Origin of the sequence: Asticcacaulis sp. DW145, assembly GCF_037101385.1 — a bacterium.
In the GTDB taxonomy this organism is placed as follows: domain Bacteria; phylum Pseudomonadota; class Alphaproteobacteria; order Caulobacterales; family Caulobacteraceae; genus Asticcacaulis; species Asticcacaulis currens.
The window spans coordinates 2292425-2304715 of the sequence record NZ_AP029024.1 but is presented as its reverse complement, the minus strand read 5'-3'; the positions used below and the strand labels follow the sequence as shown (position 1 = coordinate 2304715).

Genomic DNA, 12291 nt, shown 5'->3' with positions numbered 1-12291 from the left:
CAAGCGGTAACACTGTTGTCTCAAAATGAGAGGCTTTTTTCTCCATTAAAGAACATCACCGTGACCCGCCCCCGTCAATTCGAGCACCCTGTCCGCACGTTTTATCACCAAAGGATCGTGACTGATCACGAGGACGGCGCTTGTCTGTTTAAGCTGGTCTAAAGTGTTCAAAATTAAGCCGGCCGAGTAGGCGTCGAGGGCACTTGTCGGTTCGTCAAACACAAACAAACGCGGTTGACGAACAATAGCTCGTGCGATCGACAATCTTTGCTTTTGTCCACCAGAAAGGCCGGTGTACTCAGTACTTAAATCGGCATCAAGCCCGCCTGGTATTAAGTCGGTAAACTCGTTTGCGTGCGCGAGCACGAGTGCGCGTTTTATATCTTCATCAGAGGCGTTGAGTTGGCCAAAGGTGAGGTTATCCCTCAGGGACCCATTAAAAATCTGGCTTTCCTGGGGAACGTAGGCGATTTGTTGGCGCCAGTTTCGGCAGTCAGAATCTTCGAGTCGATGATCGTCAACGAATAAGGCCCCTTTTTGCGGCCTCTGAAGACCTAAAACTAGGTCAGCTAGGGTGGATTTGCCCCCGCCAGAGGGACCCGTTATGGCGACAATCATTCCCACACGGATTTGCAGGTTTAGGTCTTTAAGGACCATCCGGTCCCCATAGCTGAAACACACCTCTTTTAAACACACGTCACGTGTTAATCTTGGGAGGGGGCTGGCACCGCTATTGGGTTCGGCATGCGAAGACGCGTCGCGCCTCAACCGCTGAAGAGCTTCGAAGGCGGGGAGGTTCATTAGAAGGGCCTGTGCCTGATCCTGAACGGCACTGAAACGAGGCCCGAGCCGGCTAAAAATGATTAACAGTGTTCCGATTTCAGAAACTGACGCCTTAAAGACGAGTATAGATACTGCCAAAAACGCGGCCAGGGCCAACGCCGTTAAGCTCGTGAAAAAGACCCCTGACCATGTACTGGCGCTGACGTAGGCGTTCGTCTCAGCGTAGGCATCCGTCAGAGACTTATCAACGCTGCTGACGTAGGCTTTCTCAGCGTTGTAGGCTTTAATGGTCTTAACGGCCGACAGAAAGGTGCCGACCAGACGAAACTGAAGCTGTTTAAATTCTGTAAGGCGGTGTCCGAAATCGCCCGATTGGCGTCGGGCTTTGGAGAGGACTAGATAAATGCCTATCCCCACCCCAACGGAAAACAGAGTTATTCCGGGCGAGACAAGGAGAGATAACAGGGTATAGATTGCCAGGAAAAAGAAATTCTGCGCGCTCAGAACGATGCAGCCTACAGCGGTTTCCAGTCTCTCAATCTCGCCATTTATCAGGTGTGCTATGTCGTCGGAGCGACGCGTTGACAGGAATGACCAAGAAGATTGTGCGATCGATGCAAAGAGCGCAAGCCTCACCCGCTTCATGGTCGCCGACAATAAAAAGGCGACGGCTATGGCGCGTTGCCTCGCCGCAAGAGCCCCAAAAACCGTTAAGGCGAAAAAGGCTGATAGAAGAGAAATAAAGCGAAATTCATCCGTTAAGCCGTAACGAAGGCTCAAGGCGTCAAAAATTGGAAGGGCAAGAGGATGGCCCGTGACAATAGCAAGCGCCGGATAGAGGAGGGCTAATGCCGCGCCTTCACAGATTGATCCTACGAGCAACCAGATGCAGATTTGAAGGAAATTCCGTCGCGAGGTCGAATAGAGATACGAGGCAAGGTTCCAAACCCTCAAGAGTCCCGTTTTGAAACGGCCCCCCTTTGCCTTAAGCCGTGAGAATACCATCCACAATCTCCTGGGCTTTTGGAAGCGCCTTCAAATCTTCCGGTAGAGTGAGCCGATAGAAATTTGAGTTGCGCGCGATTTCTGTGCACTGACTCAGAATTTGTTCGCCTAGTCCGTCTTTGAGAACCTCCGATCCAAACCTGCGGAGATACGAAAACCGCATAGCGTAGTTGAAGCTCTCAAGCGCCGTACATTGTTTGATGCTAAGCTCAAGCCCGCGTTCGAGTACAAAAAAAGCCTTGGCAGGTGTAGGGTTGGTTTGAAAGGTGGCACTAGGTATATACTGGTCCTTATCTAGGCCAGGAGCGACCACCTTGGGACGAACCTCGCCGGCGAGCCCGACGCTCTCGGCAGTTGCCGGGGCGAGTTTAACATTCGGGTAGGCCGGAAAAATCATCGGTGGGGCTTTTGGCAGCACAGAAACGACGTCATCCGACAGCAGTGCATGCCCCCCCGTGATCATAGCTGCGGCTGTGGTCGACTTTCCTGCCCCCTTATCCCCTAGAAATGTTGCCGCCGCGCCCGCCCGCTCCGTGGAACTCGCATGAAGAATGAGGCGTCCGTTCAGTTGCAGAAGGAGTGCCATAACTGCCCCTAGAAGAGGAAAGCGGACAAGTCCTTCGTCGCAGTCTGGTCTTATGGCGGCGATGATGAGGTTGCGATTGAGGACTTCAAAATAGCCTATCAGCGCCCAATTAAGCTCAACTCTGTCCATCGAGTGAAAAACCATAAAATCACGCGACGGGTCATGCTTAGATCCGACTGAATTTTGCCTTTTGATGGAAAAGTCGATAGAATTGGGTCCAGTTTTTGAAAATTCTGGTATGTCCAGTTCAGATTCTATATAATATCCAAAGGCTCTATAAATATTCATTTTTCTTTTTCTAATGTTTTTAGCCAATAATCTAGAGATATAATTCGCCACAACAATTGAGCGTCTTCACTTTTAAGCCTGTGCGTATCCTGACATTTTTTGAGAAAGGATGTTATTCTTTCCTGCGAAAGAATGTTCAGAAGAGGGGAAGAGCGCGCGTCGTCGTTTAGATCCGTTTCTTTTTGCCAGGGGGCAAGTTGGCGTCGTAAGACGGGTGTAAAGTCAAACTTAGAGCGTCGCCATAACACCTTGGACGGTAAATAAGATTGCATCGCCTCTCGCATGAGATAACGCGTATGGCCGTTGTGCAGCTTCAGGTCGTCAGGAACGGCTAGACAAAATTCGACTAATCGCTGATCGAAAAAAGGAAACAAAGGTTGCAGACCATGTCGGCTCGCCACTACATCATATAGTTCAAAGCTTTCGCAGAGAAGGCCGTTTTGTATGCTCTGAACATGGCGCTCGAGAGCCGTTTTGCCTATAGGTTCTTTTGCCGGCAGATTCCCTGCAAATTTCTCTTTCACCAAACGCCCTGGATCGGTCAGCTTGCCTTTACCGAGGCTCAAAAGTGTACGTCTGAGCCGGTAAGTGCCTGGCAGAGTTGAAAACCGCAAAAAGAAACGTGCGAAATCCAACAGTTGAGACGTACCAAACAGGCCCGACCATGCTGGCATTTGTTTCCAAAGTTCGAGCCACTTTTTCTGCCGTCCGAGCTCGATCAACTTATCGAACCCGTAGGATATAACCTCGTCGCCGCCATGCCCATCGAGGTAGTGCATCGCGCCAGATTTCGATATGTGCGGCAAAAGTGAGTCCAGGACAGCTATACCCGGAGCATTGAAAGGCCGCCCCATTGCGGCAATTATCGATTGCATTGCCTTAATGGGCGAGACCTCATCAAGTGGAACTTTGAGCACATCCAAACCGAGGTGATTTCCCACGGCCTCGATGTAAATCTCTTCATCTCCGGAAGCCTTTTCCTTGAAAATGCCTGCGACCGCGCAAAAATTTTTCGCGCTTTGACGGGCGGCAACAGCCGTTATCGCCGATGAGTCGAGGCCTCCGCTTAGCAGGGTGGCCAGTTTTCCTTTTGTCCGTAGTCGTGATTCGACGGCATCTTCAAAGCGCCGTCTAAACTCCGAAGGCCAGTCTGGATCGGGCGCCAGTTCAGCCGGTCGAAGCTTAAAGTAGGAAACTTCTGTTAGTTCCTCTTTATTCTTGACAAGAAGGTGTCCAGGTTGAACGCGATAGAGACCACGAATTTCGGCCTCGCCCCCCTTTGAACCATTACCTGTAACCGCACTGATTGTGTGCGATATGCGTACATCCGAAATATTTAGGCGAGGCGACCTTATCGCTAAGTTTATGAGTCCACGGGCCTCCGTCGAAAACGACAAAACGCCTTCTTCAACCCGAAAAAAGAGCGGTCTTATGCCGAACGGATCTCGGCACGCAAGGATCGTACCTGTAGCTTTGTTGAGGGCGACAAAAGCAAAGTCACCCCTCAGGTGCCTCGGCGCTTCGTCAGTCCAATACTCAATCGCAAGGTATAATAGCCTGCAGTCGCTGTGCACTTCACCTTCAGGACAAAGCTGCGCCGTTAGTTCAGCTCTGTTATCGAGGCGCGCGTCCGCAATTATCAACCATTCGTCTGTGTTCCAAATCTCAGGCGCTTGCGTATCTTCCGGTAACTTGGCCGTATAAGCAATTCCGAAAGTCGCTTCGTTATAGCTCTCGACCGCTTCGCCATCACGAGACCGATGACGCATCTCAGACAATAGATGGCGCACCGTCTGAACAGATTGAGCGCCTGGATTTCCAAATGAAGCCGCAAGACCTGTCATTTTGAGGCATTTTGCATTGCGGTCAAAAACAAGAATTCCGCCGCTTCACCGTTTTCGTCGCCCACGACTATCTCGTCCCCACTGTAAACAAAAGCGTGCGCGAGGAATGACCGCCCCTCGGGTTTCACACCGACCCGCATCTGCGCGTGATAGCCTTTCGACCTCAGTACGAACATGGCCGTCAAAGCTCGTGATAGACAATTAGCACCCGGCACGGCTTTCGAGGATATATAGGTGTGGTATCCAATCCATCGGCATGTGCTCAACGGCGCGATTGCACCGTCGCAAGAAAGGGACAGTGTCTTTATGTCTTCGTATTTTCGGATTACAACTTGAACCCTAAAAAAGGCGTTCAAGGCAAAATATTTAGGATAACTGAAAGTGCCAGATCGCATCGGGATTAGCAAACCTTGGCGAAACCTTCTTTAAGAAGTTCCTCGACAATAGCCAGGACATCTGAACTGGCCAGGGCGACCTCTACGTCGAAGTCCGTAACAATCCGCTCAACGATATCCTTGATCGAGGAGCCACTTTGTAATCCCTGCCAGACCAATGAAGCAGTGGTGTTTAAATAATAGTAGTTGCCTTTATCCAAATCAATAAGGGCTAAGCCATCTTCAATATTGGAGACCGCCGTATTACCGACGAGCTGGACTTTGGTGAGTTCGGTTAAGCTCATTGTAAGCAGTCAGCCCCTCCTGAGGAGGGGCTGATACACACCACTAGGAAAGCGTGATCTGGCTGAGCGGCGTGGACGCCGAGAAGGCAGCGTCAAGGCGGCCGCCGGTACGAGCGGCTTGCGTCACCGTTTGGAAGTCACCGACCTTCGTGATACGCGGCGACACATATTCCGCTTTAGCGGGAGTGTTGAGATTCTGGTTCATATTAGCTCCAAATCAGAGAGTGAGGTACACACACTGCACGTAACGGTGTTTAGGATATCACCTGAGGTACTAAATTGTCTATAAGCACTTTCCATGCCAGAAAAATCGCATTTCGCCTGATAGGGGATTATTTTGACTCTCGATACGCTCAAGCGCATTCTCAGTAGTGACTTGACGGGCGCCGAGGCCGCCCCTGCCCCCGGGAGCTTGGAACCGTTAGAGGTGTTGCGTGCCCTCGAACTGGCGCAACGCAACAAATTAACCTCACTCTTTTGTCGGTCAGCAAGCCAGAACAAAGAATTTTCATATGATTTGAAAGACGTATTTGAGTCTGAAAAGAATCGGGCGGTCCAAATTAACTCTACACATTTAATATCTATTGCAAAATATGCTTCGATATTTAAAAGAAGCGGAATTGAATATATATTTTATAAAGGGCCGCTTTCTCAGTTTAAGTTGCATAATACTTATTTTTTAAGGGGAACAGCCGATATCGATATATATGTGGCACCAAAATCGTACGGGGCCGTATCCAAGCTCCTTGTCGATAACGGCCTCACCCTGCCGGCGGAGTTGAAGCGCTTTTGGTGGTGGGGTGTGCTTGGCGAGCAACATTTTGTTGTGAACGAGGGTATCGGCAGTTTCGATCTGCACAATCAACTGCAACAGCCTGGGGCGCCGTCGCCGCGTAGGCCTGAGCGCTTTATCGAACATGCCGAATCTATGAAACTGGGCGATTCAGAGGTACGGGTGCCAAGTCTGGTGCACATGCTTCTGATATCTGCGATGAACCTTGTCAAAGGTATGCAACATAAAGAGCCCACCGGCTGTCACGCTTATGATCTGTTGATCGGGCTTTCGGCGCTTTCGGAGACGCAGAAGGGTGAGCTTTGGAAAGAAGCGGTGTCGCAGGGGGTGGAGCCTACGCTTACTCTTGCGATCTTTGCGGCTCATCAGGCCTTTGGATTGCCTGAGCCTGTATCAAAGCGCTTCGAAAGGCTGAGAGCTTCAAAGATCGCGTTCGATCGTATGGTTCTTGAACCGGCGCATAGTGAATTGTCGGAGGTTAGACGCAGGCATATCCTCGAACTTCTCGTGTCGAATCAGGCTTCCTTTGCCTATGAGAGTGCCAGATGGCTCAGTAGCGAAGCCATCAGGCTCCTGAGGTTTTGAAATTGATTTAGCTGGACCTAGTTGGGTGTCCTTGCCCTCTTGAATATGTATTTGCGGATATAGCCATGCAAACCGTAAGCGTCATTATAGCGGCCTATAATGCAGAAAAGACCATCGCCGCGGCTGTCACCTCAGCCCTTCGAGATGACGCGGTTAGTGAGGTCTTTGTCGTAGATGATGCATCGACTGATCGAACCATCGAAATTCTCCGCTCAATGGACACTGACAGCGGTCGACTAAAGATTATCGGACTAAGTTCGAACGCGGGGCCGTCAAACGCTAGAAATGTTGCACTTTCTGAAGCAACCGGCGATTGGATTGCCGTCCTCGATGCGGATGACTATTTCTTACCAGGGCGCTTAACAGCGCTTCTAAGCGAGGCTGAGGATGCCGATCTGCTCGCTGATGATCTTATTCTGGAGGGCATATCCGCTAAGGGGGCGACGAGTGAGCGCTTAATCGGCATTGGACCCAACGACAGACTGGCTATTTCCCTTGAGGATTTTGTGAGGGCCAACTTACCGTCGAAAAATCAGAACAGAAGAGAGTTAGGGTATCTCAAACCATTAATGCGTACTGATTTTTTGAAGACGCACAATCTCGCCTATGACGTCGCGGTCCGATTAGGTGAGGACTATTTGCTTTACACCAAGGCGCTCGTTTATGGGGCGAAGTTCCATCTCGTCGAAGCTAAAGGCTATGTTTACGTGGGAACCCCTGACTCTTTAAGCCGCAAGCACGGTGAGGCTGAGCTTTCTGCGCTCAGAGACGCTGATATGGATTTGCTAAATCAGCTACCGCTAAATCAATCACAAGCCGAAGTAATAAAAAGACACTTCAATCACATCGATGCCAAATTACATTGGCTTATATTTATAAGAAATTTGAAATCTAAAAACATTATGCAAATACATAAATGCTTTTTAAGGTCGAGATACGTCTCAATCTTCGTTTTGAAGAGCGTGTTTTTGGAAGGCTACAAGCGAATTTTTAGGCAATGATATGAACGCGAAACCCACGTTTGTGTCTCAAAGTATCATTCGGCTGTGACTCAGGATTTCGCGCCCCTCCGTTACGCCAAGCCGTCTCAGTAGCGCATCTGCCTCGGATACGGCCTCATCCACAGGGTAGCTGCCCCCTGGTGGTTTGAGGTGTGTCATTGGAACGGCATCAATAACTCCCATTCGCCAGTTGTTCAATTTCGCCAAATGAGACCAGTAAACATCTATTCCCCAGCACCACCTTGAGGGAGGAAAGGGAATGATTTTTCCGAACGCGCGACGATTTATAAGCGTTAATGGGCCTATTTCCACAAATCTTGTTTCGCGAACGAGACTGGAGGATTGGCGTTGTGTAACAAAGAGGCTGGCGTGCGAGATAAAGCTGTGCGCTGGCTGGGAAAATGTAAGCGAAGCATCCTCGCTGAACTGAATCAATAAATCTAAAGCTTTCGATGAAACATCGATATCATCGTCAGTTATTACGAGCCAATCATATTGGCTTAATGGTTTGGATGCTGATGCTATGGCCCGTTCGACGTTTTCAAATTTCCCTGTCCCAGCATGCATTTCAACAACTGAGACATCGACATGATGTGCCTTTGAAACGAGCTTTCGAAGGACCCCCTTCATGTCCTCCTCTCTCCCGGGGACAGAGACTCCGACAACAAGAACCTTTCGTGTCGAAACTCTTTCATGCCGCAAGGCAGATGCCGCGATGCGGACTGACAAATGAAGGTTGCAAAGGGCATCTTTAAGCCGAGACCGCCTTGGGTTGAGGTTGTATCGAACAGCAGATCCCGCCGCCAAATCAGCAAAAAAAGATTTTGTCATATAGTAATTATGAACCGAGTTCTTGCCTTTTGTAAACTCATGATGAATGAAGTTGAAAATGGATAAGGAAGATAGCCAGCTTTCAGTTCCCAAGTAGCTTTAAATGGCAGGCCGCTTTTGCCTTCAAAGGGTTAAGCGTCCTCACTTTTTGACACGACTTGAGAGGATGTATTTAAAAAATTCTATATTAGTCAGAACCATGCGCCTGGTATCGTTAAACACCAGCAGCAGTCCAAGGGAGATTGAATAGGATAGGAATATTCCGCTTCCGATTACCCAGATATTTTCGGACTCGCTCATGTAATTATTGAAAAGATGCAGTAAAAACGATGACAATAGTGCGGATGTAATGTGTGGAAAAAGACACCTCGTCACGTCAATGAATTGCACCGGGCCGCTTCTACAAGCAAAAAGCCAATAGAGAGGGGTAATTATGATTTGGCAAATAACACCTGATATTGCGACACCTAATATCCCGTAGTAAAGGCCTATTATAAGCGATGCAATTGAGGCTGAAGCGCTAAATAAGCTCCAACGCGCGTAGTCTTTTGACCGACCCTGTGTTGTCAATAGCCATCCGGCCGAGGAGTTAATGAGAATGGGTATAGTCGAAAAGGACAAAGCGGCAAACACCGGTACGGTTTCGCTCCACTTTGCGCCTAAGAAGGTTGTAACAAATCTCTCAGAAGCGACAACAACCCAGACTACGCCGGGCATAACCGCAAAGGTGATGGAGCTGATCGTCCGCAGAAAAGTCAGTTTGTAGCGATCTGCGTCGCTATGAAGCCGATATAAGATGGGTACGACAACACCGCTTATCGGCCAAATTAACTGTTGAAGGGGAGCGTTCAGCAGCCTCGCAGAACGGTCATAAATCCCAAGCAGATGGTCACCGAACGCTTTTCCCATGACAACACCCGAAAGGTTGCCTGATAAAAAACCTATAAAGTTACCGGTGGCAAAGCCGAGGCCGTGTCTTAACATGGCTCCTGTCTCCGGCACCAGTGATGGGGATGACGGACGCCACTTGACCACTGTCCATACCCCGGCCGCTCCAATTAGGGTGCCTGTCGCCATACCGGCGTAGAGAGCCCAGTAGGACCTGAAAACTAAGGCAAACGAAATCGAAACGACGACGGTTCCTATGGCGCTAATGATGTTAATTGTAGACTGCGCTCGGAACTCCATTTTTCGCTGCATAATCGCGCCGTGCTGGTTCCCGAGACTGCTTACGAAAATCAATAGTGACATTGCTGCGGTCAACACCGCCGCGCGCTCATCTTTATAAAACCATCCCACAACCGGACTTAAGATGATGAGCGCAACCGCCAATCCTGCACCAATGCCTGAGTTAATCCAGAAAAACGAATTCACTTGGTTATGGTTGATTTCCTTTTTCTGAATTGTTGATTGGCTTAGGCCAAGATCGTGAAACATTAACGCGAAAAGGTAGATCGGATTTATTTTTGCAACTAAACCAAAATCAGACGGTGATAAAATGCGCGCTAAGGCCACAACAGAAATAAACTGAGTGATTATACGCGTGGCTTGTGCTGCAGCTGAATATACGAAACCAGATGCCGCGTGCCCTCTTAAGTCTGATTTATCAGGCTCAAAAAAATCATCGTATGATTTTTCACTTAATTTCAATATGACACCAAATTAGATTTTAAATGTATGAATAGAAGTTCCGCTACGCCTATAAGGTAATGCGCTCAGCTTGTTCTGTTGGCATCAAATGCGTAGGTCTTTTCTTTGAGTTTAGGGGCTGCAGCCTGGGCAACGGAAAATGGGCTTCGGTTCGTTCTAGGGTATATGCGCGCCAGAAACCGAGCGACCATGCAAAGTGCATTGCCATCGCAATGACGCCGGCGGCCAATATCTTTTGGTCTTTATGCTTCAAGGCGAGCGGTATGGCCATCAAGTTGCAGGTGACGGCCCATGAAACCGCGGGAATCATGAGGATGGTCGAGTTTAACGCAAAGCCTAGCAGCGCGAGAAGACAAAGTGGCACTATCGAGATTGGGGCGAGTTGCCGCAATTTTAAAGGTGTGTTGTGAGATTTAACGGTTAGTGCCCGCCCCCGACCATACCGAAAATACTGGATAAATAGCGCACGAAGTGTTGTTCTCGGGAAGTATTTTATCGGGAGACTGCCTGCGAGCCAGATCTTGTGCCCAGCTTTGGTCAGTCTGTAGTCAAGCTCAGCATCTTCGTTGTACGCAAATGATTCGTTGTAGCCGCCAATGTCACAGAATGTCTTCAAATCGAAGAGTGCGTGGTGGCCATGGTCGACCCACCTGTTTGCACCTAAATGCCGGTGAGCCGACCCCCCGGTACCCAGTTTGGAATTTTGAACGGCTGCCACGACTTTCTGGAATGAGGTTTGTCCGGTGGTTTGCAAAGGCACCACGATACTATCGGCGTCGGTTACAATTATTTGTTGCGAAAGTCGGTCAAGGAAGCGATCGGGGTATCCGGAATGGGCGTCGATCCGCAGGAGATACTTGAAGTCAGCCCCATAAGTCCGCACGGCAAGATTAATAGCTGCAGCTTGAATGCGTTTAGGATTGTGTATCAGACGCAGACGCGCATAGTCTTGACACAGCCCTTTGACGATCTCGCAAGAACGGTCACTGCTGCCGCCATCTGCAACCACAACCAAGAAGCGGTTCGGTCGTGGCTCAGACATCAGCTGCCGGATTACGGATTCAATGTGGGTCTCTTCATTTAGGCAGGGGATCACGATAAGGACGTCATCGATCATCATGGTCATGTGTCCTTGCGTCTGCAGTGAAAATAAATCTCAGCGAATCAGCATCGTGGAAAATAGCGGAGTTTGGAACCTGTTTAACCTGTTCCTGATGTTTGACAAACCCTTCTGCCGTAAGGGTCTGTAAAAAGTCGGTGAGATCTTCAACAGGCGATTCTACCACCTTGCCAGCGTTGTATTCACGCAGCCACCGGCCAGTTTCCACCTGGGCCAAGGCGATCGGAACACGCTTTGCCGCCAAGCTATCATAAAGACGGTTTGGCAGTAGCCAGGACGAATTTTTCCCCTCTTCGTAATAGTCGATGGCCCACACAAAATGACACGCGCCAAAGAGGGCTGGAATGTCAGAGGCAACGTAAGGGCCGCTATAGGTAATGTTCGGATTTTTCTCTAAAGTGTTTTCAAAATCAGGGATTTGCGTGTGAGAAACACGCCCGGCAATATGTACACGAACGTTGCCAACCTTTGTTATCTCATCCAGCATCTTCAAGCTCTTGCGACACCGAATGATTCCAAACCAGCCGATTATCCAGGGAGGCGAATCCGGCACTGGGTTATCGAACTGACTGGGGGTGAAATCGGAAGGTAGAAGCTTGTTCTCTAATAGTATTACAGCGCCATCGTATCGCTGTATGGGGGAAAAATATTCGCGAACGAAAGCCCCCGAACTGGTGATTAAGCCCGCCGTTTCTCTTATGAGTCGGCGTTCAAGCCACCTTAGGAGCCTCGAGGCCGGGTTGCCTGCCAGCATTTTTGCATGAATGTCGAGGCACTCGTAAAAGACCGGTCGTTTTAGCCCCGCGACCCTCAGGGCGACAATCGCTACAGCCAGCGCTTCGAGGTTGCGACAGATGATAAGATCGGCTTCGTCTAAATGGCGGCGGTGCTCGCGCATTCGAATGATCGCCTTGCCCGTTTCCACGCTGCGTTGAAAAAATCTGCCGTCAAAGGTCCGGCCAAAAATAATCGGCTCTTCGACTATTTTTGGGGATGACGAAAACCTCGAAAATCCTATGATTTGGACACGTGCCCCGAAATGGCGTAGATGACGCGCGCGCTTGAGAACGGCTGCATCTTCGACGTTGTGGGCAAAATAAAGAACATTCATGACGGTTTTCTTGCG

11 protein-coding genes are annotated in these 12291 nt (G+C 49.5%); 2 read left to right on the top strand and 9 right to left on the bottom strand.

What is annotated here, in order from left to right; all coding sequences use genetic code 11:
• Positions 1-45: 45 nt before the first annotated feature.
• The 5 genes from AACH73_RS10540 to AACH73_RS10520 form a co-directional block, all read right to left on the bottom strand.
• Positions 46-1788 carry an ABC transporter ATP-binding protein gene (locus AACH73_RS10540; RefSeq protein ID WP_338734880.1) on the bottom strand — a complete coding sequence of 581 codons (1743 nt, stop codon included), beginning with the start codon at positions 1786-1788 and terminating at the stop codon, positions 46-48.
• Positions 1769-2662, bottom strand: a complete 894-nt coding sequence (locus tag AACH73_RS10535) for a hypothetical protein (protein ID WP_338734879.1) — start codon at positions 2660-2662, stop codon at positions 1769-1771. Before AACH73_RS10535 ends, AACH73_RS10540 begins: the two co-directional genes overlap by 20 nt.
• Positions 2659-4506 (bottom strand): asparagine synthase-related protein, encoded by a 1848-nt coding sequence (locus AACH73_RS10530; protein WP_338734878.1) that lies wholly within the window; start codon positions 4504-4506, stop codon positions 2659-2661. Before AACH73_RS10530 ends, AACH73_RS10535 begins: the two co-directional genes overlap by 4 nt.
• Before the next feature lie 400 nt (positions 4507-4906).
• The gene (locus AACH73_RS10525; protein WP_338734877.1) at positions 4907-5185 is read right to left on the bottom strand and encodes a PqqD family protein; all 279 of its coding nucleotides are present in this window, start codon (positions 5183-5185) and stop codon (positions 4907-4909) included.
• Between the two features lie 43 nt (positions 5186-5228).
• Positions 5229-5390, bottom strand: coding sequence for a lasso RiPP family leader peptide-containing protein (locus AACH73_RS10520; protein WP_338734876.1), 162 nt, complete (start codon positions 5388-5390; stop codon positions 5229-5231).
• Between the two features lie 132 nt (positions 5391-5522).
• On the opposite strand from AACH73_RS10520, the gene AACH73_RS10515 reads away from it, so the two are divergent.
• Entirely contained in the window at positions 5523-6563 is a 1041-nt protein-coding gene (locus tag AACH73_RS10515) for a nucleotidyltransferase family protein (protein WP_338734875.1), read from the top strand.
• Positions 6564-6628: 65 nt separating this feature from the next.
• A complete protein-coding gene (locus AACH73_RS10510) occupies positions 6629-7564 on the top strand; it encodes a glycosyltransferase family 2 protein (RefSeq protein WP_338734873.1) in 936 nt (311 codons plus the stop codon).
• A 27-nt stretch (positions 7565-7591) separates the two neighbouring features.
• Here AACH73_RS10510 and AACH73_RS10505 read toward each other — a convergent pair whose 3' ends face one another.
• From AACH73_RS10505 to AACH73_RS10490, 4 genes are all read right to left on the bottom strand, one after another.
• Positions 7592-8194 carry a hypothetical protein gene (locus tag AACH73_RS10505; RefSeq protein ID WP_338734872.1) on the bottom strand — a complete coding sequence of 201 codons (603 nt, stop codon included), beginning with the start codon at positions 8192-8194 and terminating at the stop codon, positions 7592-7594.
• A gap of 342 nt (positions 8195-8536) precedes the next feature.
• On the bottom strand, positions 8537-10045 hold the full coding sequence (locus tag AACH73_RS10500; RefSeq protein ID WP_338734870.1) for a lipopolysaccharide biosynthesis protein: 1509 nt from the start codon (positions 10043-10045) through the stop codon (positions 8537-8539).
• 49 nt (positions 10046-10094) lie between these two features.
• Positions 10095-11165 carry a glycosyltransferase family 2 protein gene (locus tag AACH73_RS10495; RefSeq protein WP_338734869.1) on the bottom strand — a complete coding sequence of 357 codons (1071 nt, stop codon included), beginning with the start codon at positions 11163-11165 and terminating at the stop codon, positions 10095-10097.
• Positions 11152-12276, bottom strand: a complete 1125-nt coding sequence (locus tag AACH73_RS10490; protein ID WP_338734868.1) for a glycosyltransferase — start codon at positions 12274-12276, stop codon at positions 11152-11154. The genes AACH73_RS10495 and AACH73_RS10490 overlap by 14 nt, the downstream gene beginning before the upstream one ends.
• Positions 12277-12291: the final 15 nt, after the last annotated feature.